Consider the following 21,948-nt stretch of genomic DNA (forward strand, 5'->3'; position numbering starts at 1 on the left):
AAATCAGATTGATTGGTGCCGGCATAAGCGACCGTAATATGTGAATAATCAACTTCCCCGGCCTTGCTCACTGGCGCAACGGCCATGCCTTGAAACCCATTGGTGTCGTAACCATGACTATTTTTAGGATCATTAGCGTCGACGGTTTTGAGGACTTGGAATTGTACGCCCTTGTTTTCAGGAAATTCTTCGAAAAACGTATACCCTTCTCTAAACGCCTCTTGCCCCCTCTTTACTCTGTCAATATCGTAAATCACTTTATCAATCTGAGAATACTGTTTAGCCGTTGTCACTTGAGAATCTCCTTCCTACCATCACTATAAATTACGTTAACACGCTGACTTGCATCAAGATCCTTATCGGGCAGTGTTTCGCCCCCCATTAATCCATTCTCTACAAAAATCTCTTTATATTTTTTTTCACCAATATATACGTTAACGCCTACTGACCACACACCCGCACCAGAGTATGATCCATCCTGCATGAACTTGATTTTACTGATACCGGGTTGATTCTTTATGAAACCCTTTCCCGCTGTTCTCTGCTTTTCGAGATTACTATTCTTTTTGTCCATCTTTACTTTCACTCCGATTCCAATTCCTAATATAATGACTATCGAAACTATTATAATTGCTATCCACGTTTGTTTTTTCAATATTTATATCCCCAATCTAACGCTCGTGCTATGTAAATAATCAACTTCGCCAACCTTACTCACTGGCCGCAACGGCCATGCCTTGAAACCCGTTAGCGTCGTAACCATGACTATTTTTAGGATCATTAGCGTCGACGGTTTTGATGACTTTGAATTTCTGACCAGGTGTGCTAACTGAATGGGTTTTGTTATTGTCAAATCGAATTGGATCTGGATTTTTTTCAAATCTACTTCATAAGCATTATCAGAAATATACTTATATTGTTCCGAATTCATCATTTAATTCTCTCACTCTCCCTATTTTTGTAAAATACTTCAATTTCTTGCTCTGTTTTTCCTTGTTGTCTCATTGCTTCTGTCCCACCAACAAATGTTTTAGGTTCTCCAAGTGTAATATTTACAAAAAAAGTGGCACCATCATTTTGACAAACATTTACATTCGCATGAGTATATCCCGTACTTGAATTATAGTGGACGTCCTTGATTTCAATTTCCCTTATATCCTTAAACATCTGTTTAACTTGTACCGCAATTTGTCGTTCTTGATTAATTTCCACTCTATCCATGTGCGCTTTCACTCCGATTCCAATTCCTAATATAACAACTATCGAGACTATTAAAATTGCTATCCATGTTTGTTTTTTCAAAATCTATATCCCCAATCTAACGCTCGTGTTATGTAAATAATCAACTTCGCCAACCTTGTTCACTGGCGCAACGGCCATACCTTGAAACCCATTGGTGTCGTAACCATGACTATTTTTAGGATCATTGGTATCAATGGTTTTGAGGACTTTGAATTTCTGGTCAGTATACTTAGGATTATCATAGATATCCTTGCCGACTCTATATACGTTTTCCTTATTTTTTATATCGACTTTATATACTTTATCCGAAAGAACTGAGTATTGTTCCGCAGTTTTCATTTAAGAATCTCTCTTCTACCATTGCTATATATTACCTCAACAGGCTTTGCTGTTCCTGTGTTTCCATCTGGGAGCGGATCTCCACCGTCCAAACCATCTTCATTTAGAATTTCTTCATATTTCTTACCATCTACGATAGTATTGACACTAATAGACCATATTCCTGAACCCGAGTTAAAACCGTCTTTTAGAAACTCAATTTTTTCAACACCAGACTGAACCCTTATAAAACCAATTGCTGCTGTTCTCTGCTTTTCGAGATTACTATTCTTTTTGTCCATCTTTACTTTCACTCCGATTCCAATTCCTAATATAATGACTATCGAAACTATTATAATTGCTATCCACGTTTGTTTTTTCAATATTTATATCCCCAATCTAACGCTCGTGCTATGTAAATAATCAACTTTACCTTCCTTGTTCACTGGCGCAACGGCCATGCCTTGAAACCCATTGGTGTCGTAACCATGACTATTTTTAGGATCGTTGGTATCGACGGTTTTGAGGACTTCATATGTGCCACCCTTTGTTACCACCTGGTCTCCCTTTCTCTTGGGAAATATTTCTCTTTTTCATCAACCTTATATACAAAATTATCTAATTTAGAATACTCCTTAGCTGTAGGCATCAAACATTCTCCCTTTCCCCGGATAAATGCGTAACTTGGATTTTAGTAATTGTTTCTCCCATTTGAATTTTAAAGTCGGTATTATTCTGAACTGTACTATACGTCTCTGCATCGCCCAAATCTAATTCAACTTTATATACATTCTTTTTATTGTTAGTTATTTCGATAATAAAAAATGGACTGCCCGGGCTTGCTTCCCCACGGCTTAATATTTTTATTTTTTCGATATCTCTAAACATTTTCTTTGCTTGCACAGTTATTTCTCTTTCTTGATTAATTTCCACTCTATCCATATGCACTTTCACTCCGATTCCAATTCCTAATATACCAACTATTAAAATGACTAAGATTGCTACCCATGTTTGTTTTTTCATTATTTATCTCCCCAATCTAACGCTTGTGCTATGTGAATAATCAACCTCACCTTCCTTGTTAACCGGTGCGACTACCATGCCTTGAAACCCGTTAGCGTCGTAACCATGACTATTTTTAGGATCATTAGTGTCGATGGTTTTGAGGACTTGGAATTTTTGACCAGTTTTTTCTTTGGAACTTTCATAAAACGTTTTCCCAGGTCTTAATGGAGGTTGACTCTTTACTTTATCAACCTTGTAGACCCAATTATCTATTGTGTTGAACTGTTTTGCGGTACTCATTTTATGACCTCCTCACTTTTATCACTGTAAACAACCTTAACCGGCGTTGTCGTTCCTGTATTTCCTTCTGGTAAATCATCCCCTACTCCCAGACCATCTTTTGTTAGTATTTCCTCATATCTCTTTCCATTCACAACTAATTCAGCATTAGCTGACCAATCTCCACCGCCATCTATTCCTCCTTCAGCTGTAAAATGAATTTTCTGAACACCAGGTTGAATTTTCTTCACACCGATTGCCGCTGTTCTTTGATTTTCGAGATTACTATCTTTTTTATCCATCTTCATTTTCACTCCTATTCCAATTCCTAATAAAACCACTATTGAAACGGTTAATATCGCTATCCATGTTTTCTTTTTCAATATTTACATCTTCGTTTAGATTTGTTGTCCACTCACAAGGTGAATGTTATTAACTATATATCGAAACGTTCCCTCGTGCTATCTAGCATTTAGTATATCAAACATTATTCTCTACCGCTATATTATTATATTAATATGCAATAATTTGAATTTATGTACGTCACTTTTAATGTATTTACTTCTGAATATATTAAAAGACCATCCAAAGGCTGCTTTTTAAGCGACTTTTAGATGGTCTTTTAACATTATTTTGAAAAAATTCATTATAATTATTTAGCTGATTTACGTTCCTTCAAGAAGTTCAATACAGCAGCTGTTTCAGCATTACGTTTTTTAGCATTGTTTTGGTTAACAGGACGACGGTTACCAGAAACACTAACATGTAAGTTTTGTGACATTGCGCGTTTCCTCCTTTCGTGCATATATTCTATTATTCTAATCTGAATTGACTTATTTTTCAAGTTAACTTTATTCGTCTTTTGGTTTTCTGAAATAGTTTAGGAGCCTGCTGGTTAACGGAACGGTTGCTATGACCCCAATCACTCCGATTAACAGCGCCAGCACCTCACCAATTAAAATTTTATGGTTCACAATTTTACTGAGTGGATAGCCTAATTGAATGAACCACATTGTCAATGACAAGAAGCTGCCAAAAAAACTAAAAAACAGGGTATTAAAAGCCGTCGCGATAATTTTTTCGCCGATCGCAATCCCCGCTTTAAAGAGTTGCTTAGGTGCCATTTGCGCATCGTATTCGAGAATTTCCACTAAGCCACTGGCAACCGCAATACTTGTTTCGGCGATTGCTCCTAGGCTGCCCAAAAAGATCATCATCATGCTAATTTTTTGGAACGATAGGCCGATTGCGAGCCCGAAACCCTCAATCTCTTCTGCATCTTCCGCACCAAAGCCGTAGGTGGCTGCTAGTTGGCTAAGTGGCACGATAATGACCAGTAAGACCACCACCACGATTAACGACGTCACAAACGCCGTCTTAGCCGTTAATGGCTGCTTAGTATTCATGAAAATGGACGTCGCCAATAAAATCAGGCTCAACAGGCCACTAACCATTAGTGGTTCAAATCCACCGGCTACCAAAACGAGGGCTAATATAATCACGACAAAATTTAAACTGAGAGTAAAGAAAATTGTCAATCCTTGCCAACCGCAAACCAGCACTAATAATATCAATAAAATTCCTGTCAATAGCATCATCAGCGTCGCACCCGCACTAACTGGCTCGCCAACAAACTGGTCACTGGCACTGCCAAAGTAATCCCAATCGCACTAATCACCGTCTGTGTAAGGCTCAATGTGACAGTTCGCGATAAGGTATACGCAATTGTATTGCCATTGCGTAGATATAATAAAATAATTGGAAAAGCATCCGCCATCACTAAGAAGAACAACACATTAACTAGCGGTCCAATAATTTCGCGGCCAATCGTTAGCCCTGATTTAAATAATTCAGCCTTTGTGACGTTCGACTGTTCAATTGCTAATTGTTGGAGTGACGATGAAATATCGGTCGTCTCATCCATCACAGCGCCTAAAATCCCAAGCACGACTTCCGCTAAGAAGACCGTTTTATACGGCTGTAATTCATAAGCCATTGTTTCATAATGCAACCCCTGATCCCCAGTCAATTTCAAGACCGCCATACTGAGAAACAGCGCTAGGAACGTCGCACCAATTGTCGCACCATATGCGACGAGCATCTGACGATTGGGGCCTAACACTAAAAGCAGGGTTAAACCCGTTAGAACGATTGCTAAGCCACACATAATCGGTAATAACCACCGACCACCCGTCAAGGCGTTTAAATGTAACGTCAAGACGAATGCAACGAGATTGACCAAGACACTCAATAAGGTCATTAAACCACGCTTGAGCATCATCAACAACAAGAGACTAAATGTCAATAACGTTAAGCCAACGATAATTGTATCGCGCTTGGGTTCGTTTAAGGACCATTTTTTCAAATATTGATCACGATGCAAAAAAACTTGTTCCCCTTTATAGTAACGCGTCGACATCGCTTGTGATGCTGTATAGGTATTACGCAACGTAATCGTTTTTCCTTTTTGCTTAGTGTTCAAAAATTGCCCCGTTACCCGCTGGACTACTTCTGTATCTTCATTTTGGTACTCGTCAGTCTGTTTCTCACGACTAATTGTCTGAACCCGCATTACCCGAATAATCGGTTGTTGATACAAACCAGCATTGAAATATGTCCCCAATATGCCGAGGATGCAAATGACACTCCCTACGAGACCAATCCACAGCCGTTTATGCTTCACCACAGTCGTCACCTCTGCTTTATTTTAGCGTTTCTACGGATGAACGTCAGCCTTTTTAAAGCTGATTTAATTATTATTTAAGCGACTATTGAAAATCCCATACGTAAAGTAGACCACTAATCCGATGACGAACCAGATTGTCGCTGCGATCCAAGTGACTCTGGGTAATTCAAACATCATCAATAAACAGAGCGCTCCTGATATTAACGGTAGGACTGGATAAAATGGAACTTTAAAGCCATTTTTATTCGGAATGTCCTTGCGTTTGCGCAGTGGAATAACACCAATCGACATCCAGAAAAAAGCCACCAATGTCCCGATGTTTACCAAATTAGTCAATTGATCCAGTGAGACGAACCCGCCCAGCAGCATGATAATCATCGTCACAATCTTGATACTGTTAGTTGGCGTTTGATGTTTGGCAGTCACTTTACCGAACGCTTTTGGCAATAAGCCATCGCGGCCGATGGAATAGATGAGCCGCGAACTGCTGTAAGTCATCGTCAACATCATAGTAAACATTCCTGCCAATGCACCGAATGAAATCAGACCGGCGAACCAATTTTGATGGACGACTTGTAGCGCAAATGTCACCGGATTAGCAACATCTAATTTACGATATGGAACCATTCCAGTGAGAACAAACGCTACTAAAATATAGAGTACGGTGCAGATGATTAATGTCCCAATAATGCCAATCGGAAGATTTTTTTGTGGATCTTTCACTTCTGCTGCGGACGCTGACACGCAGTCAAAACCGAGGTAAGCGAAAAATACTAGCGACGCACCTTTGAAAACGCCGCTGACCCCAAACGGCATGAACGGGTGCCAGTTAGCCGGCTTCACGTAGAAAATCCCCACGCCAATGAAAAGCAAGACGACGCCTAATTTAATCAACACCATCATGTTATTAATTCGCGTTGATGAACGGGTTCCCCGCATTAATAACAGTGCAATCAGGCCGACAATCAGCATTGCAAATAGATTCACATAAGTACCGTGCGCTGGATCAAACGGGCCAGTCATTGCACGCGGTATCTGAATGCCAAAGCCTTCGATAAATGATACAAAATAGGCCGCCCAACCGGTTGAAACCGCCGCGACCGATAACATATACTCTAAGAATAAAGCCCAACCAAGCAGCCAACCAACTAATTCACCGAAAATAATGTTGCCGTATGAATAAGCACTCCCAGCCACTGGTAATGCGGATGAGAATTCGGCGTAACACATCGCCGCAATCGCACAAACAACCGCCGCAATCATAAATGAAATCGTGATTGCCGGGCCACTATGCAACGCTGCAATCGTCCCTGGTAAGATAAAAATCCCGGTCCCAATCACTGCTCCCACGCCCAATGCGATTAAATCCTTTGCCGTTAATGTTTTTGCTAACCGTTGATCCTGTTGTAAATAACGTTCAAGTGATTCTTTTCGTAATACTTTTGCCATTAATCCCATATGGACCTCTCCTTATTTTTCGCTTATTCACTCGAATAGACGCTTACTCGCCGCCTACCAACTTTGTCGCACTTCTTTAATGTGCTCTTGAACTGCCTTCTCCGCTTAACTACAGAATCACAATGGCGGTCGTACGCCCACCATTGCGCTTCTCAGGTTATACTCGAAGCCAAATCGTTCAAGTCGCACTCATCTTAATAACAAAAAAGGCGCCCACTAGTCTTCACTAGTGGGCGCCACTAGGAAGATGACTCGGGGTTACCCAGCCATCTTCCAATTCATTAAGGTCTGTCATTTCAAATCAAATGCCTTCTCCTTAATCAACCAGTCGATTACTGGGTAGCTTAAAGAAAAAGCTAAAGGCAACACGTTGCATTGAATTCATGACAGACCCTCCTTGTTATTAATTAGTTACTTAGTATAGGGGATAACCAGTTACTTGTAAAGAATTATTTTAGGAGTTGTTTTTCTAAAAACAATCTGCTAAAATCAAATTTAACTTATTCAAAGGATGTGACTGGCATTGAAAATCGCAGGCTAATTTTCTGACAACTCGATTGGTACAAACTGTTCATGCCCGCGCGTAGACTGTTTATTTCCGATTGCCGTTAGAGATTGCTTGCGTTGATTTTCAGGTCAGTGACGATCAGACTTGTTAAAAGACGCTGTTATTGCGTCTTTTTTTGTGCATTTTTAACGACAACTGGGCCAATCTCATTCAATCAATGAGGTGATAATTCATGGGTACCATTCAATTCAAAGCACTCACATTTAACTATCCAGATCAAACACAGCCATTGTTCGACCATGTCACGCTTCAATTTGACGCCAGTTGGAAACTGGGTCTAATCGGTCGTAATGGTCGCGGTAAAACAACGTTATTAAAACTGCTCCAACATCAATTACCCTTTACTGGCCAGTTGGTTACAGATCTTCAATTTCAATATTTCCCTCAAGCCATCCCAGATTCAACTCAAATGACCCGTGATATCCTAATGCAATTAGGACAGCTCGATGACGCCACCTTTTGGCAAGTTGAACGCGAATTACGGTTATTACAGGTGGCCCCTGAACTTGTCTGGCAACCATTTAATGCACTCAGTCCCGGCGAGCAGACCAAGATGTTACTAGCCTTATTATTTATCGACGATGCACATTTCCAACTAATCGATGAACCGACTAACCACTTAGATCAACAAGGTCGCCAAGTAGTTGCTAGCTACCTCCACCAAAAAGCGGGCTTCATCGTCATCAGTCACGATCGGTCCTTTTTAGATCAAGTTATCGACCATGTTCTAGCCATTAACCGCGCTGATATTACTGTTCATCAAGGCAACTACCAGACTTGGCAAGTAGCCCACAATCAACAAACCGCTTATGAGCAACAGCAAAACCGACAACTCAAGGGGGATATCAAGCGTCTAACAAAAACGGCACACCAAAAAGCACAGTGGTCTCACGCGGCCGAAAAAGGAAAAAATGCTGCTAGTGTCAAAACCGAAAGCGCCAATCTCGATAAAGGGTTCATCGGCCACCGTGCCGCCAAAGTTATGAAACGCGCAACAACAATGGCTAACCGTGCTGAAAAGGCCATCAACGCTAAACAGCAACTTTTCAAGAACGTGGAAATCACCGCCCCATTGTCGCTGAATCAACGGCCTCTCAAACCTCGTCAAACCGTCATCAGCGCCGATCAACTCGTCTTACAACAAGGTGGCCGTTCACTGAATCAACCGTTATCGTTTACTTTACAAGCAGGCCAACAAGTGGCACTCACTGGAATTAATGGCGCGGGTAAGTCAACGCTGCTTAAAGCCCTACTCACACTACCAAATACAGATCACATTACTAGCGGCCAACTAAAACTCAATCCCCAATTAAAAATATCTTATCTCCCCCAAGACTTCGATCATCTTAGTGGTTCACTCGCTAAATTTGCGGCCGCTAAACACGTAACTCATGAACAACTTTTGAGTATGCTCCGCAAACTTGGCTTTGAGCGAGCTTTATTTAACCACGACTTAGCAACGATGAGTATGGGCCAAAAACGAAAAGTAGCATTAGCCCGCTCGCTCTGTGAAGAAGCCGATTGCTACCTTTGGGATGAACCGTTAAATTACCTAGATGTCATCACCCGTGAACAGATTCAAACCATGGTTGCTAATCAGCAGCCAACCCTTTTATTTATCGAACATGACGTCGCTTTTGTGACCGCCGTTGCAACCCACACCTATGCACTTCGGCCGGACTAACGCGACCAGCGCATCATTTGTTCAATTTCGTTCGTTTCTGCATCGATTTGCTGGGCAACCCTTACAAAGCCAGCTTCTTGATAAAACCGAACGGCTCGTTGATTTTTCACATAAACAGCTAACATTAAAGTCGGATATTGTTCCTTAAGCGCTGTCAGCAGTTGCCGACCAACACCACGATGTTGTTGTTCAGGGACAATAAAAAAACCTGCGAGATATCTGTCAACCACCCCTGCAAAACCAACAAGATTGCTCCCACTACTAATCGTCCAAATTTCGGCTTGTGGCAGCTGTGTTGCTACTTTCGCTTGCGCGTCCTCCCAATAAGTAGCAGGAATAAAGGCGTGTGCCTGCAGATTCCCTGCTAACCAAATTGCTAGTATTTGTTTTAAACGTGCTGAATTAAGCGTTATTTTTTCAACTTGCATCATATAGCCCTCCAAACAAGCATTTGCCTCAATAGCGATGACTACTCCTGGATAAACATAATTATCCAGCCATCTTATCGCTGAGAATTATTATTTTAGTTTTGATGATAGCCCTCGTCCTAATCACAAAAAAGCATCTCACTAATTAAGATTTAAACCACTAATCTTAATTATGAGATGTTTTTTGATAGTTTTTGTCCCAATTAATCTAATTTTTTCTCTAATTCAGTAACGATTTCAGCATGTTTCGCTTCGGTTAATTTAATTTTAGCCATGAAGATCAAAGCCGAAATAATCAATAAAATCATTGGGATAAAGAACATGTACATCTTGAATTGTAATAAACCAGCACTTGTAATGTCACTTGGTTTGGCATTTCCAGTCATACCGGCGTGAATAGCTGCCGTCACAACGACTCCGTTAGCAAAAGCGCCTGCTAATTTATCTAACAAAGGCCGTACTGCCAAAGTAACTGATTCGTTCCGCGTACCACTTTTCAATTGACCATATTCAACACTATCTGTAATTGTCATCAAAGCAGCTAAGAAGACAAGTGGGTATGGGAAAAAGAATAATCCAACTGCAATTAAAACAACCACTAAGTTGCTCCCCGCAAATAAGAAGAGAATGTAGCCAACCATCATCATGGCAATCCCACCAAGATAGATAGCCCGACGCCGAATCAACGCAACTAACGTTGGGAATAACGCAACTGAAATAATCCCTAAGATCGCAGTAATGACCCCAACCGTTGAAAAGGCTGCTGCACGACCCATAACATATCGGAAGTAATATAATAATAACGAGTTAGTAATGACATAACTAAAGGCAAATAAGAAGTACGAAAGTGACAACCACATTAATTGATCATTTTTACCAATGACACTGAAAACATCACGCAGACGAACTTTTTCAGTATTTTCACGAATAGCACTTTTTTCTTCTTTTGTTCCTAAAATGGTGGCTAAAGCCCCTAAAAACGAGACTAGTCCGATGACAACGGCAAACCCGAACCATCCAGCGCTTGTTTGTTGGCTACCATGGCTCCCTGAGAATACTTGTGAGAAGAAAACAACCATCGGCACAATGACGATGATTACACCTTGAGCTCCCAAAGTCGAGCCGAAACGTGCAATTGCGCCAAATTTCGTTCGTTTTTCCGAATCAACACTCAAAGCCGGTAACATTGACCAGAATGAAATATCCTTAAACGAATAAAAAATATCTAAAATTAAGAAAACAATTGCAAAAAGGACTAAGTAAAGGTAAGGGCTACTTGTTGCAAGACCCCCAAAGTTAGTAAAGATCATGGCTAACCCAACTGAACTAACAATTGAACCAGCTAACAGCCAGGGCTTGAACTTCCCCCAACGGGTCCGAGTATTATCGACCACTCCACCAATCAGCGGATCAAAAGCAATTTCAACAATCCGAATGATCATCATCATATAAGTAACATAGGCTATCATTTTTGAATTAAAAGCTGCATTTTTCGTATCGAATAATTGGCTTGTAACAAACATCATAAAATAAGTGCTCAGTGTTGCATAAAAGGCATCATGCCCAAAAGCCCCAAAAGCATAAGAACTGTACTGTTTAATATCTTTTAGTTTTTTCATATTAGGTTTCCTTTCAATTCATTTTTAGTGGTAACGGTGTTCGATAATCTTTTCCAAAATAGCTTGCCGTTGTTTTTCTTTTGCTGAGCCAAACTGATTTTCTTCCAATGAATTGAAATCACTGGCCAGTAAAACTGATTCCAGATACAACGTTAATTGCCGCTTGATATAGACCTTGTTGTCTTCGTTGGTTTGCTTGGGATTCCCAGCAATAATTGCGGCAGCAAATTGATCTGCATCAATAATAATTTTATTTTCGTTCATCCTATATCGCTTCTTTCTTTTGATTAGTAAGCGTTTACCATTAATGCCATACAGCCCCATCAGGTTTACAACGGCTTTAATGTAACCGGCTTCTTATATATCACGCTTTCATTTTACTAAACTTTTAGTAAAATGTAAACGGTTATTTGAAAACGTCATTTTTATCCGGTAGTTTAATTTAAAAAGACCACTCTGTGAGTGGCCTTGACCTATCTAGTCTGAAATTTAAATTTTGTCCACGGTTGAAGCATTTCTAATAAATCTAATTCCTCCGGTTTAATTCGTCCCACTTTATTTTTGCGGCTATCTTGATGCGGTTCAAGGACAATCTGAACCTCATTTTTATAAATTCCAAACTGATCATTGCCTATCACAATATCACCAATTTGAAACTTTTTCTCGGAATCATGTGGCGCGTTAGGCGTTGCTTTATAAATCACACGAGATTGTGTTGAACGGGCGACTAACGCATTACTATCCCCTCGTCTAAAGTGTTGCATTCCAAACAATATTTCCTTTTCAACCGGTGCAATATCTGGCATCAACTCTGGTGTAAAAGCTAATTGATACCGATTAACCGCTGCTAAACTTTGCAATTCAGCCTCACTCGCGTAAGCATTACCGATAATGACATCATCAATCAACCCCGTTGCAAATAGCCATTTAGCTTGAGCTTCAATTGGTAAATAACGATCCTTCTCAAGTGTTGGTAAACCATCATTTACATTCCATGGTCCCTGATCACCGTTTTGACTTGCGACAAATGCGGCAGTGTGAATACCGTGCTTTTTAAATCGCTCACTACATGCAAGAAAGAATGGGACTGTTAACCCAGTTCCCACTTGTGGATAAAAATTATGACACCCAAAAACGTATGGTTCGTTTGCTTGATAACTTAAAATATTATCCAAATAGGCAACGTTATTACTCATATTCAACTCAATAATTAAATTATATGGATTATAACTAATGAGGGCTTCTGTACTCCCATCAAATCCTTGATCTAATCGGATCCCATCAACACCTAATTCAGCAAAAAAGCCGAGTTCCTGATAGCTAATCCCCAATTGATTAAAAATACGTGGTGAAATATCAATCATTGTTTGATAACCCAAATCTTTCGCAACTTGGATAATATGTTGATATTTTGCTTTCGTTTTTGCAATATCACCAACCTCTAACATACTCATGAATAGACGAGAAAAACCATATTGGCAGCCTAACTCTAAATACGCTTCGTCTTCTTGTGGAATGCTGTGATCAGGATAAATAGATAAGCCTAATTGCCGAAAAGTCATTTGAAATCCTCCAGAATAAAATTTTTTACACCAGCCGCATTACTGCCCTCAAGTGTTACAAATTGAACCGTGCTCTTTTGAACCACTTGTTCCTCTACATGGTGCTTTAATAATTGATTATGCGTCAAAACTGAGCCGGTCAAAGCGATTTTGATTGGTTTATCAGTTAAAAAACGCTCCCGCATTAATTGAATTTGTTGCGCTAACTGATTAGCACATACCTCAATTACACTTTTAAACTGTTCATTATTTTGACCTTGTTCCGCTAATATCCGAGCTTGTGCAGCAATTTGCTGTCGTGACATTTGATAAAAATCACTAATCGCTTCCGTTGGTGATCCATAATTCAAAGCCCTTAGGATTAACGTTGTCATCGGTCCGGCTTCTAACTGCTGATTCAATTCCTGAGTCATCTGTTGATAGCAATGTTTGACAATGTCATACGCACCACCTTCATCTCCTAATAGATGCCCCCAGCCACCAATCCGATATCGCTTGGAACCTTCTTGTCCTAAAACAATTGAACCCGTTCCTGCAATCACTAATATGCCGGGATTGTACCCAAATCCTTTCAACATTGCTAAATCAGCATCTGAAATTATTTTTACAGATATTGAGAATCGGTTCAGTAAATATGCTTCTATTACTGTTTGATTATTTGCACTCTGACTACCTGCAACGCCCGCTAAAATCAATTGGCATTCATGCACTTTATTTTGATTAAGTAACGTTTCAATAACTGTTTCTAAATTAACAAGAGTCTGTTCGTAGTTTAATAAGCTATTACCTGGTCCAGCACTTGCTGTTCCTAGTAACGTCCCATCCTCTGCCCAAGCTTCTGCTTCCACATGGGTGCCACCACTATCTATCCCAATTCGATATTGCATAATAAGTATCTCCTTTCAGAGCTTGACTAATTTCATGAATACGAATACATTATAAACAGACAGAAATTTTATTTCAACTTTTTATATACTTTGAATTTATATTTCAGAACAAAGGTGGTCCTTACTATCGCACTAATGACGCTTAAATATAACGACACCATCCTTGATAATCAAACAACAATCACGATTATGTTACCGGATAAAATTACCGGACCATTGCAATCGCTCTATGTCCTTCATGGGCTAGGTGATGACGGTAGTGCTTGGCAACGAAAAACTTACCTTGAAACATTAGTTGCCGATTATCAAGTAGCAGTTATCATCCCTTCTCTTCCTCGTAGTTGGTACATTGATCAACCAGATGGACAAGCTTGTTTCTCATTTTTGACGCATAGTTTGCCTACCTACCTCAGCCAACTATTACCATTGTCTCCGGAAGCCCAAGATCATTTCATTATGGGCAATTCTATGGGCGGCTTTGGAACCCTCAAATGGCTCAACGCATATCCTGAATTTTTTCAAGCCGCAGTCGTCCTCTCTCCCTTAGTTGACTTGGAAATCGTACCATCATTGATGCCGGATTATCGTCATGTTTTCTTAGATGAACCTTTAACTAATTATCAATTAACAAAACCATTTAAGTTAACTCAAACACCCATTTATTGGACGATTGGGGCTGATGACTTTTTATTTCAACAAAATCAACACTTTCTAGACAAAGTGTCTTTAAACCCCGCTAGTAAAGTTGTCTTTAGCCCAGGACGACATGACTGGCTATTTTGGAACCAAGCACTAATCCAAGCACTCGCTTGGTTACCCTTAAAAAAATAATGGAGTGATTATAATGTATTCAACAACCGAACAACGTAATCCAGAAACACTTAAAATAGATCAGCTCGATACACTTGATGTCTTAAGACTAATTAATCAACAAGATCAGAGTGTGCCCTACGCAATCAATCAGCCTGAATTATTGGAACAAATGAGTAAGATTGTCACAGAAATGACCACTACCTTTAAAAATGACGGCCGGATATTTTATTTAGGTGCTGGTACTAGCGGACGTTTAGGTGTTCTAGATGCTGTCGAAATTGTACCAACTTATGGGGTCTCACCCGACCGTTTCATCCCACTTATGGCTGGTGGTCAACAAGCAATGTACGAAGCTGTTGAAGGCGCAGAAGACAATGCCGATTTAGCTGTCCAGGATCTTAAAAAACAACATTTCCAACCTGGTGACTTCTTAATCGGTATCGCTGCTAGTGGACGAACCCCCTACGTCATTGGTGGTTTAGATTACGCCCATTCTTTAGGTGTTAAAACGGCTTCAATTGCTTGCAATAAAGATGCACTTATTAGCCAGCATGCCGATTTACCACTTGAAATCATCGTTGGTCCAGAAGTCGTTACCGGTTCTACTCGAATGAAAGCAGGAACTGCTCAAAAGCTAGTGCTCAATATGCTTTCAACAACCACAATGATTAAATGTGGAAAAGTTTACGGCAATCTCATGGTAGACTTAAAACCAACAAATCAAAAATTAAAAATCCGTGCAAAGTCAATTATTCAAGAAGCAACCGGTACAACAGCTGCTGTTGCAGAAAAAGCATACTTCGAAGCACACGAATCTGCAAAAGTTGCAATTGTGATGCTGAGCGCAACTGTTGATTATCAATCAGCAGTTGCTGCTTTAATAAACAATGATGACCGCGTAGCACTCGCTATCGCTGCACTCTTAAAGAAATGAGAGACAACTATGCCTATTATTGCCAAAATCAAAAAACATTACAGTCTTTTCTCAAGTGCTGAAAAAAAAGTCGCTAGCTATATCATGAATCAACCAGATTCCGTTCTACAGATGACTGTGCAGCAATTAGCTTCAGAATCTAAAACTAGCGCTGCCACCGTCATCCGGCTCGGAAAAAAAATTAATGTGGATGGTTTTACACCCCTTAAAATTGAATTAGCCGCCGACTTAACACAAACCACAAATACTTTTCATCCAGATATTACAAAGGGCGAACAAGTTAATTCAATTAAAGACAAGCTGCTTTATAATGCGCAAACCTCATTGAACGAAACAGTTCTTCAACTTGATGACCAGCAATTACAAATGATTAGTAAAAGATTATCAAAGGTTAGAAATTTAATCGTTTTCGGGATTGGCGCCTCCTACTTAACTGCACTAAACATTGCTCAAAAATGGGGACGAATCGGGATTGCCGTCACACCATTTAATGATTTGGATGGTTTACTTCCCTTATTAATAAACGCCAATCAGAATGATCTAATTTGGATCATTTCTAACTCTGGTGAGTCATCAGATGCCATTCAAGTTGGAAAAATTGCTAATCAAGTTGGCGTCCCCATTCTATCCCTTACTCAATCTGGAAATAATAGTGTTTCTAAATTAAGTACGATAGCTGTTCACACAAGCCAACCAATTGAGTTTCCAGATCGAATTGCCGCGACTAATTCCCTACTTGTGCAATTTACTGTTGTTGATATTATTTTTTATGAATATGTCAGTCATAACTACGATCAAAGTATTGAGCGACTCGGTAAATCAGCAGAAATTATCAAAACAACGCAAAAGAAATCTTCGAAATAATATTTCATTATATTTTTTTAATTTTATATATTGAAATATTATTTCTATGTGCTAATATAATGGTAAGCGCTTTAAATAAAATCTTGGAGGTTTAACCATGGAAAAATTTATGAAATGGGTTGAGGAAAAACTCGTTCCGCCTATGGCTAAAGTCGGTACACAAAGACATTTATTAGCCATTAGAAATGGGGTTGTCTCAACTTTATCATTAATTCTAATTGGTAGTTTCTTCTTAATTTTTGTTAACATTCCGTATAAACCATTAGCCGATTTATTAACACCCTACGCTGCTACAATTGCTCTACCATTTAGAATGACGATGGGTTTAATGGCAATCTACGCAACCTTTGTAATGGGATCTGACTTGGCGAAATCATATAAGTTAGACTCAACTACTGGTGGGATTTTATCCCTTGGTGCGTTCTTCATGCTACAAATGCCCGTTAACGTTCTTACACCTAAAGACAAACCACTCGGTTTTGTTTTACCAATGGGGAGCTTGGGTGCTAGTGGGATGTTTACTGGGATTTTAGCAATGATTTTTGCTGTAGAAGTTTATCGCTTCTTCTCCATTCATAAGATTACAATCAAGATGCCTGAACAAGTTCCACCTGCTGTCGCACGTTCTTTCGAAGCACTTATTCCTGGCGCAACTATCTTAGTGACATTATGGATTATTCGCGACATTGCAGGCTTTGATGTAAATAATGCTTTACTTACATTATTCAAACCAATCACCGGCGTACTTGGTAACAACTTGTTTGGTGCTTTACTCCCAATGTTCTTAATTCATATTCTATGGTCATTTGGGATTCACGGAATGAGTATTGTTGGTTCCGTTGTTCGCCCAATGTGGCTTATCATGCTCGACGATAATGCCAAAGCATTGGCAACTGGTACATCAGCAACGCATCTTCCTTACGTGACACCCGAACAATTCTACCAATGGACTGTTACAATTGGTGGTGCTGGCGCTACAATCGTTGTAGCTGCACTCTTCATCACAATTTGTAAATCAAAATTCTTACGTGAAGTTGGTCGATTCTCAATCATTCCTGGAATTTTCAATATTAATGAACCAATGATTTTCGGGGCACCCATGATTCTTAACCCATACCTCTTCATCCCGTTCAATGTTGTACCACTTGTTTTAACAACCGTTTCATACACCGCAATTAAATTACATCTTGTAAATGGCTTTTCAACATTCCAAGCTTGGACATTACCCGCACCAATCGGTGGTTTCCTTAGTGCTGGGAACGACTGGCGAATTGTCATCTTAATTGCCGTTAACCTTGTCATTGCAACTATTATTTACTACCCATTCATCAAGGCGTATGATAAAAAAATGGTTGCAGATGAATCTAAAGCAGCTACAGAAACTGCATAAAAGGAGAACTCAGTATGCTCTATTGGATTTTAATATTTTTAGGTTTTCTAATACTGTTAGTTAGCTGCCAATACCTATTAAAATTTTTAAATCAGCATGGAATTTTAATTAACCGCTGGATTTGGGGCTTGCTCTCCTTTTTAATTTTAATTGTCCCACATGTTATTTGGTCCCATATACCAACTGGAATTGATGGTATTCTATACGCTTTATGTGCTGTTTTTGCCATTAATTTCATGATTGAACAACATGCTTATGTGCAGCAATTAAATCAATAATTATAATATAGAAAAGCCCCGCTCATTTGAGCGGGGCTTTTCTATATTATCTGGCTAAGACTGTCATTTGATCATTATAACGTGCTTGATTATCAAACTGCATCAATACTTTAGTCGCTAGATCTTGCGTCGCAAAAACTAATCTTTCAACTGGCGTATTTGCCACGTTATAAGCCACCATATGTGAGAAGTAGACGAACTGTAACATGTTGCTGTATGCCGAAACATCGCCTTGTTTCACAATCTTTTTAACGAAAAAATTAACGATATGATCACCAAAGCGAACATACCCTGGAATCGAAATCAGTTGAACGTTGGACTGTTTAGCAGCCCACACACGATTGGCTGCGTTACCTGGCGCGTAAATCTGCGTCACCTCCGTCGCCTGATCACTCGGCTGCATGGTGATTAAAGTGGTTTGAGTCATTACTTAAAACTCCTTGAAATATGATAGAGTCCATTATACCAAAAAAACGCCCACTTTTCAGGAAGGCGATTTTCAATTATTTAAGCTAAATATTTTTTAAAAAAGGCTGTCATCTTTTCAAATGGAATCACATCAACACGGTCATATAGATCAGTGTGCGATGCGCCCGGAATAAGCATCAATTCCTTGTTATCACCTGTCAATTGCTTGTAAGCATCTTGACTGAAGTATAATGAGTGGGCTTTTTCGCCGTGGACCATTAAAACGGCATTCCGGATTTCACTCGTAAATTGCAATAAGCGCGCGTTCGCAAAAGATAATGCCGACGTCATATTCCAACCTTGATTTGAATTGACTGAGCGTTGGTGGTAGCCACGCGGTGTCTTATAATACGCATGATAATCTTGGATAAATTGGGGAGCATCCGCTGGCAGTGGATCAACCACCCCACCAGCTTTAGCATAGGTACCATTTTGGTAATCTGCTGTCCGTTGGGCGTTCAAACTTTCGCGCATTGCATACCGCGCATCAGCATCCATCTCATCATTGTAGCCAAATGCATTCAAACGTGTCATATCGTACATCGTCGATGTAACAGTGGCTTTGATTCGTGTATCAATTGCTGCCGCATTCAATGCCATGCCACCCCAACCACAAATTCCGATAATCCCAATCCGATCAGGATCAACATTCGGTTGTGTTGTCAAAAAGTCAACGGCTGCTTGAAAGTCTTCCGTATTAATGTCTGGAGAGGCAATGTCGCGCGGAAAACCGCTACTTTCACCGGTAAATGAAGGATCAAAGGCAATTGTTAAAAAACCTTGTTCGGCCATTTTTTGAGCGTATAGGCCAGAAGATTGTTCCTTTACAGCTCCAAATGGACCGCTAACGGCAATTACTGGTAACTGGTTGCCCGCCTTGGGCATATACAAATCAGCTGCAAGCGTAATGCCAAATCGATTAGGAAATGTTACTTTACGATGTGCAACGCGGGCACTTTGTGGGAAACCCTTATCCCAAGTTTGTGTGGTATCAATTGTGATTGTTGTCATTTCTGAATTACTCCTTTATTTGACTTCGTTTTTTAAGTATATTACGATGTTAATACCTAAACCTGACTTTAGGTCAAGGAAAAACTCAAAATAATTTTAAAGGAATGATTCAATGTATACTATCGGCCAAGTTGCAGCCATGTTCGACCTACCCGTTTCGACCATTCGTTATTATGATAAAGCGGGCTTACTTCCCGATATTCAACGTGTTTCCGGTATTCGTCAATTTTCAGACAACGAACTCGAAGCCTTACGCGTCATCGAATGTTTGAAAAAGTCGGGACTGGAAATCAAAGCAATTAAACAATTTATGGATTGGAATCAAGCTGGCAACGAAACATTTGGCCAACGCAAAACACTTTTCGAAAAGCAAATGGTCGCCGTTGAGGCCGAAATTGCTAGCCTCGAAAAGGTCCGTGCAATGTTACGTTATAAACAATGGTATTGCACAGAGGCTATCAAGGCTGGTAATGAAGAAACGGTGGTCGCAATGGTACCTGACCAAATGCCAACAGATATCAAACAAGCGTATGAACGCTCGCATATCTAATAAATTTAAACTTTATTTTTTGCACAACGACATGTCTGGCATTCTAATAACATAAGCTAAATCAGCATACTTCATCAGAACCTGTCTTAGTTGAGCAGTATCCGTCAATCAAATAATCCTTTCACCCGATTCCCCGCCCACTCCCCCATTTTTTCGCCAAAAGCGTTATACTATGGGTAATAAATAAAAGGAGTGTTTTGACATGCAAAAACCAATTAAAGGGTCATGTACTACGGTCTTAGTCGGTAAAAAAGCTTCGATTGACGGTTCAACCATGATTTCTAGAAATGATGATGGCCATGAAGCTTTAGATCCACAACGCTTTGTTGTCGTGAACCCTGAAGATCAACCCCGGAATTATCAAGCGGTGATTAGCGGCGTTCAAATCCAATTACCTGACAACCCAATGCGCTATACTTCGATTCCTAACTCATTATTGACCAATGGCATTTGGCCAGCAGCCGGGATTAACAGTGAAAACGTCACAATGTCTGCTACCGAAACGATTACCACTAACCCTCGGATTCAAGGACTTGATCCTTTTATTTCTGGTGGAATTGGTGAAGAAGACATCGTCACACTAGTCTTACCTTACATTCACAGTGCTAAAGAAGGGGTCGAACGTTTAGGCGCCCTCCTCGAAGAATTCGGTACTTATGAACCAAACGGGATTGCTTTTTCTGACCAAGACAACGTTTGGTGGCTTGAAACAATTGGCGGTCATCACTGGGCGGCCGTTCGTATCCCAGATGACGCTTACGTCGTTGCCCCTAACCGGATGAACATCGATCATTTCGACTTTGATTCAGCCGATACTCTTTGCTCAGCTGACTTAAAAACCTTGATTGATGATAACAACTTAAATCCTGACTTTGACGGTTACAATCTCCGCCACATTTTCGGTAGTGCCTCAATCAAAGATACCGTTTATAACAACCCCCGGACATGGTACGGTCAACAATACTTCAATCCTGAAATCAAACAAGCGCCAATGGATCAAGATTTACCATTCATCTGCCATGCCAACCGTAAGATTTCAATCGAAGACGTCAAATTTGTCTTGAGTGCTCACTTTGAAAACACAGAATATGATCCTTACGGTAGTGCTCCTGAAGAGATTAAAACCCGTTTCCGTCCAATCGGAATCAATCGGAATCACAACGTGCACATTCTACAAATTCGTAACAACGTTCCTACCGAAATCGCCGGCATTCACTGGTTAGCCTATGGTGCTAATACTTTCAATACCGTCGTACCATTTTATGCCAATGTTAATGACACACCTGAATCATATAAAAATGCCACTGGAACCTTCGACCTTAACAATATGTATTGGTTAAGCTGTACAACTGCCTTACTCGGCGATACAGACTATGACTTCTATGTTGATATGCGCAACACCTTCGAACTCGAAGCCATGAGTGCTTATCACGCAATCCAAAACGAAACTGATAAAGCTTTCGCTGATCAAAAAGACGTCACAGTCTTCTTGGAAGCCGCTAATAACAAACTAGCCAGCGAATCGCTCAAACGTCAAACAGCCTTGCTTGGTCAAATGGTTGTTTCAGGTTCGGAGCACATGAAACTACGCTATAACTTAAATGATTAATTAGCTGCTATCACCACCTTGCTGTTCCATATTAGGAACAGCCATCAGCATTTTACTTGATACACTACATCTACACACAAAACGGCCAACGCTATCAAGCGTTGGCCACTTTTTATTGCTGTAAATATTGATCTTGGTCAAACCAAAAATGCAACAATCTCCGTAAAGACTGTTGCATCCTTGTGACACGAGTTAAGGTCAATAATTAATACTTTCGAATCATAGCTTATTTATTCACTTTTTTCAAATAATACTTAGTCGTAACTACCAAACCAATTAAGATCACGCCAATCAA

Annotated in this window: 27 protein-coding genes and 1 pseudogene; 8 read left to right on the plus strand and 20 right to left on the minus strand. The window is 40.0% G+C overall.

Annotated features, from left to right (window positions below; translation table 11 throughout):
- The 13 genes and pseudogenes from FC90_RS08895 to FC90_RS08950 all read right to left on the minus strand — a co-directional run.
- Positions 1–293, minus strand: a pseudogene (locus FC90_RS08895) (hypothetical protein); the annotation flags it as partial.
- Positions 290–655 (minus strand): hypothetical protein, encoded by a 366-nt coding sequence (locus FC90_RS08900; RefSeq protein ID WP_057908884.1) that lies wholly within the window; start codon positions 653–655, stop codon positions 290–292. The gene FC90_RS08900 and the pseudogene FC90_RS08895, both read right to left, overlap by 4 nt.
- A 275-nt stretch (positions 656–930) precedes the next feature.
- Positions 931–1,302, minus strand: a complete 372-nt coding sequence (locus tag FC90_RS08910; protein WP_057908886.1) for a hypothetical protein — start codon at positions 1,300–1,302, stop codon at positions 931–933.
- A 3-nt stretch (positions 1,303–1,305) separates the two neighbouring features.
- Positions 1,306–1,581 carry a hypothetical protein gene (locus FC90_RS08915; RefSeq protein ID WP_057908887.1) on the minus strand — a complete coding sequence of 92 codons (276 nt, stop codon included), beginning with the start codon at positions 1,579–1,581 and terminating at the stop codon, positions 1,306–1,308.
- Entirely contained in the window at positions 1,578–1,943 is a 366-nt protein-coding gene (locus FC90_RS08920) for a hypothetical protein (RefSeq protein ID WP_057908888.1), read from the minus strand. Before FC90_RS08920 ends, FC90_RS08915 begins: the two co-directional genes overlap by 4 nt.
- 3 nt (positions 1,944–1,946) lie before the next feature.
- Positions 1,947–2,117, minus strand: coding sequence for a hypothetical protein (locus FC90_RS09250; RefSeq protein ID WP_157053056.1), 171 nt, complete (start codon positions 2,115–2,117; stop codon positions 1,947–1,949).
- Positions 2,118–2,208: 91 nt separating this feature from the next.
- A complete protein-coding gene (locus FC90_RS08925) occupies positions 2,209–2,583 on the minus strand; it encodes a hypothetical protein (protein ID WP_057908889.1) in 375 nt (124 codons plus the stop codon).
- A gap of 3 nt (positions 2,584–2,586) precedes the next feature.
- Positions 2,587–2,865 (minus strand): hypothetical protein, encoded by a 279-nt coding sequence (locus FC90_RS08930; RefSeq protein WP_057908890.1) that lies wholly within the window; start codon positions 2,863–2,865, stop codon positions 2,587–2,589.
- Positions 2,862–3,227 carry a hypothetical protein gene (locus FC90_RS08935; RefSeq protein ID WP_057908891.1) on the minus strand — a complete coding sequence of 122 codons (366 nt, stop codon included), beginning with the start codon at positions 3,225–3,227 and terminating at the stop codon, positions 2,862–2,864. The genes FC90_RS08930 and FC90_RS08935 overlap by 4 nt, the downstream gene beginning before the upstream one ends.
- 269 nt (positions 3,228–3,496) lie before the next feature.
- Positions 3,497–3,625, minus strand: coding sequence for a hypothetical protein (locus tag FC90_RS09575; RefSeq protein ID WP_004270533.1), 129 nt, complete (start codon positions 3,623–3,625; stop codon positions 3,497–3,499).
- Positions 3,626–3,695: 70 nt separating this feature from the next.
- On the minus strand, positions 3,696–4,442 hold the full coding sequence (locus FC90_RS08940; RefSeq protein WP_057908892.1) for a YibE/F family protein: 747 nt from the start codon (positions 4,440–4,442) through the stop codon (positions 3,696–3,698).
- Entirely contained in the window at positions 4,442–5,530 is a 1,089-nt protein-coding gene (locus FC90_RS08945; RefSeq protein ID WP_057908893.1) for a YibE/F family protein, read from the minus strand. Before FC90_RS08945 ends, FC90_RS08940 begins: the two co-directional genes overlap by 1 nt.
- A 63-nt stretch (positions 5,531–5,593) precedes the next feature.
- Positions 5,594–6,988, minus strand: a complete 1,395-nt coding sequence (locus FC90_RS08950; protein WP_057908894.1) for an APC family permease — start codon at positions 6,986–6,988, stop codon at positions 5,594–5,596.
- A gap of 740 nt (positions 6,989–7,728) precedes the next feature.
- On the opposite strand from FC90_RS08950, the gene abc-f reads away from it, so the two are divergent.
- Positions 7,729–9,240, plus strand: coding sequence for a ribosomal protection-like ABC-F family protein (gene abc-f / locus FC90_RS08955; protein WP_057908895.1), 1,512 nt, complete (start codon positions 7,729–7,731; stop codon positions 9,238–9,240).
- Here abc-f and FC90_RS08960 read toward each other — a convergent pair.
- The 5 genes from FC90_RS08960 to FC90_RS08980 all read right to left on the minus strand — a co-directional run bounded on the left by FC90_RS08960 (position 9,237) and on the right by FC90_RS08980 (position 13,736).
- The gene (locus tag FC90_RS08960; RefSeq protein WP_057908896.1) at positions 9,237–9,668 is read right to left on the minus strand and encodes a GNAT family N-acetyltransferase; all 432 of its coding nucleotides are present in this window, start codon (positions 9,666–9,668) and stop codon (positions 9,237–9,239) included. The two genes, abc-f and FC90_RS08960, sit on opposite strands and share 4 nt — an antisense overlap.
- A 203-nt stretch (positions 9,669–9,871) precedes the next feature.
- Entirely contained in the window at positions 9,872–11,287 is a 1,416-nt protein-coding gene (locus FC90_RS08965; RefSeq protein ID WP_057908897.1) for a glycoside-pentoside-hexuronide (GPH):cation symporter, read from the minus strand.
- A 24-nt stretch (positions 11,288–11,311) separates the two neighbouring features.
- Entirely contained in the window at positions 11,312–11,551 is a 240-nt protein-coding gene (locus FC90_RS08970; RefSeq protein ID WP_057908898.1) for a hypothetical protein, read from the minus strand.
- Positions 11,552–11,760: 209 nt separating this feature from the next.
- Positions 11,761–12,849, minus strand: coding sequence for a DUF871 domain-containing protein (locus FC90_RS08975; protein ID WP_057908899.1), 1,089 nt, complete (start codon positions 12,847–12,849; stop codon positions 11,761–11,763).
- Positions 12,846–13,736, minus strand: a complete 891-nt coding sequence (locus tag FC90_RS08980) for an N-acetylglucosamine kinase (RefSeq protein WP_057908900.1) — start codon at positions 13,734–13,736, stop codon at positions 12,846–12,848. Before FC90_RS08980 ends, FC90_RS08975 begins: the two co-directional genes overlap by 4 nt.
- A gap of 135 nt (positions 13,737–13,871) precedes the next feature.
- Between FC90_RS08980 and FC90_RS08985 the strand changes: the two genes are divergently transcribed.
- The 5 genes from FC90_RS08985 to FC90_RS09005 all read left to right on the plus strand — a co-directional run bounded on the left by FC90_RS08985 (position 13,872) and on the right by FC90_RS09005 (position 18,015).
- Positions 13,872–14,567 carry an alpha/beta hydrolase gene (locus tag FC90_RS08985; RefSeq protein ID WP_057908901.1) on the plus strand — a complete coding sequence of 232 codons (696 nt, stop codon included), beginning with the start codon at positions 13,872–13,874 and terminating at the stop codon, positions 14,565–14,567.
- Between the two features lie 13 nt (positions 14,568–14,580).
- Positions 14,581–15,483, plus strand: a complete 903-nt coding sequence (gene murQ / locus FC90_RS08990) for an N-acetylmuramic acid 6-phosphate etherase (RefSeq protein ID WP_083482046.1) — start codon at positions 14,581–14,583, stop codon at positions 15,481–15,483.
- Between the two features lie 9 nt (positions 15,484–15,492).
- On the plus strand, positions 15,493–16,347 hold the full coding sequence (locus FC90_RS08995) for a MurR/RpiR family transcriptional regulator (protein WP_057908902.1): 855 nt from the start codon (positions 15,493–15,495) through the stop codon (positions 16,345–16,347).
- 97 nt (positions 16,348–16,444) lie between these two features.
- The gene (locus tag FC90_RS09000) at positions 16,445–17,737 is read left to right on the plus strand and encodes a PTS sugar transporter subunit IIC (protein WP_057908903.1); all 1,293 of its coding nucleotides are present in this window, start codon (positions 16,445–16,447) and stop codon (positions 17,735–17,737) included.
- Between the two features lie 14 nt (positions 17,738–17,751).
- On the plus strand, positions 17,752–18,015 hold the full coding sequence (locus tag FC90_RS09005; RefSeq protein ID WP_057908904.1) for a hypothetical protein: 264 nt from the start codon (positions 17,752–17,754) through the stop codon (positions 18,013–18,015).
- A 46-nt stretch (positions 18,016–18,061) separates the two neighbouring features.
- On the opposite strand, the gene FC90_RS09010 is transcribed toward FC90_RS09005, so the two are convergent.
- Complete coding sequence (locus FC90_RS09010) at positions 18,062–18,442, minus strand: hypothetical protein (protein WP_057908905.1); 381 nt, start codon at positions 18,440–18,442, stop codon at positions 18,062–18,064.
- An 80-nt stretch (positions 18,443–18,522) separates the two neighbouring features.
- Positions 18,523–19,494 (minus strand): alpha/beta hydrolase, encoded by a 972-nt coding sequence (locus FC90_RS09015; protein WP_057908906.1) that lies wholly within the window; start codon positions 19,492–19,494, stop codon positions 18,523–18,525.
- Positions 19,495–19,606: 112 nt separating this feature from the next.
- Here FC90_RS09015 and FC90_RS09020 point away from each other — a divergent pair, with 112 nt between their 5' ends.
- Both FC90_RS09020 and FC90_RS09025 read left to right on the plus strand, forming a co-directional pair.
- Positions 19,607–20,044, plus strand: a complete 438-nt coding sequence (locus tag FC90_RS09020) for a MerR family transcriptional regulator (protein ID WP_057908907.1) — start codon at positions 19,607–19,609, stop codon at positions 20,042–20,044.
- A gap of 202 nt (positions 20,045–20,246) precedes the next feature.
- A complete protein-coding gene (locus FC90_RS09025) occupies positions 20,247–21,653 on the plus strand; it encodes a C69 family dipeptidase (RefSeq protein WP_057908908.1) in 1,407 nt (468 codons plus the stop codon).
- Positions 21,654–21,948 lie beyond the last annotated feature (295 nt).

The sequence above is a fragment of the Latilactobacillus graminis DSM 20719 genome (assembly GCF_001436415.1).
Taxonomy (GTDB): domain Bacteria; phylum Bacillota; class Bacilli; order Lactobacillales; family Lactobacillaceae; genus Latilactobacillus; species Latilactobacillus graminis.

Excerpts from the sequence above, each read along its gene's own strand:
- FC90_RS08915 (WP_057908887.1), bottom strand. The coding sequence starts at position 1,581 with ATGAAAACTGCGGAACAATACTCAGTTCTTTCGGATAAAGTATATAAA.
- FC90_RS09000 (WP_057908903.1), top strand. The coding sequence starts at position 16,445 with ATGGAAAAATTTATGAAATGGGTTGAGGAAAAACTCGTTCCGCCTATG.
- FC90_RS08970 (WP_057908898.1), bottom strand. The coding sequence starts at position 11,551 with ATGAACGAAAATAAAATTATTATTGATGCAGATCAATTTGCTGCCGCA.
- murQ (WP_083482046.1), top strand. The coding sequence starts at position 14,581 with ATGTATTCAACAACCGAACAACGTAATCCAGAAACACTTAAAATAGAT.
- FC90_RS09010 (WP_057908905.1), bottom strand. The coding sequence starts at position 18,442 with ATGACTCAAACCACTTTAATCACCATGCAGCCGAGTGATCAGGCGACG.
- FC90_RS08965 (WP_057908897.1), bottom strand. The coding sequence starts at position 11,287 with ATGAAAAAACTAAAAGATATTAAACAGTACAGTTCTTATGCTTTTGGG.
- FC90_RS09015 (WP_057908906.1), bottom strand. The coding sequence starts at position 19,494 with ATGACAACAATCACAATTGATACCACACAAACTTGGGATAAGGGTTTC.
- FC90_RS08940 (WP_057908892.1), bottom strand. The coding sequence starts at position 4,442 with ATGATGCTATTGACAGGAATTTTATTGATATTATTAGTGCTGGTTTGC.
- FC90_RS08950 (WP_057908894.1), bottom strand. The coding sequence starts at position 6,988 with ATGGGATTAATGGCAAAAGTATTACGAAAAGAATCACTTGAACGTTAT.
- FC90_RS08995 (WP_057908902.1), top strand. The coding sequence starts at position 15,493 with ATGCCTATTATTGCCAAAATCAAAAAACATTACAGTCTTTTCTCAAGT.
- abc-f (WP_057908895.1), top strand. The coding sequence starts at position 7,729 with ATGGGTACCATTCAATTCAAAGCACTCACATTTAACTATCCAGATCAA.
- FC90_RS09005 (WP_057908904.1), top strand. The coding sequence starts at position 17,752 with ATGCTCTATTGGATTTTAATATTTTTAGGTTTTCTAATACTGTTAGTT.
- FC90_RS09575 (WP_004270533.1), bottom strand. The coding sequence starts at position 3,625 with ATGTCACAAAACTTACATGTTAGTGTTTCTGGTAACCGTCGTCCTGTT.
- FC90_RS09020 (WP_057908907.1), top strand. The coding sequence starts at position 19,607 with ATGTATACTATCGGCCAAGTTGCAGCCATGTTCGACCTACCCGTTTCG.
- FC90_RS08975 (WP_057908899.1), bottom strand. The coding sequence starts at position 12,849 with ATGACTTTTCGGCAATTAGGCTTATCTATTTATCCTGATCACAGCATT.
- FC90_RS08985 (WP_057908901.1), top strand. The coding sequence starts at position 13,872 with ATGACGCTTAAATATAACGACACCATCCTTGATAATCAAACAACAATC.
- FC90_RS08930 (WP_057908890.1), bottom strand. The coding sequence starts at position 2,865 with ATGAGTACCGCAAAACAGTTCAACACAATAGATAATTGGGTCTACAAG.
- FC90_RS08980 (WP_057908900.1), bottom strand. The coding sequence starts at position 13,736 with ATGCAATATCGAATTGGGATAGATAGTGGTGGCACCCATGTGGAAGCA.
- FC90_RS08925 (WP_057908889.1), bottom strand. The coding sequence starts at position 2,583 with ATGAAAAAACAAACATGGGTAGCAATCTTAGTCATTTTAATAGTTGGT.
- FC90_RS08960 (WP_057908896.1), bottom strand. The coding sequence starts at position 9,668 with ATGCAAGTTGAAAAAATAACGCTTAATTCAGCACGTTTAAAACAAATA.
- FC90_RS09025 (WP_057908908.1), top strand. The coding sequence starts at position 20,247 with ATGCAAAAACCAATTAAAGGGTCATGTACTACGGTCTTAGTCGGTAAA.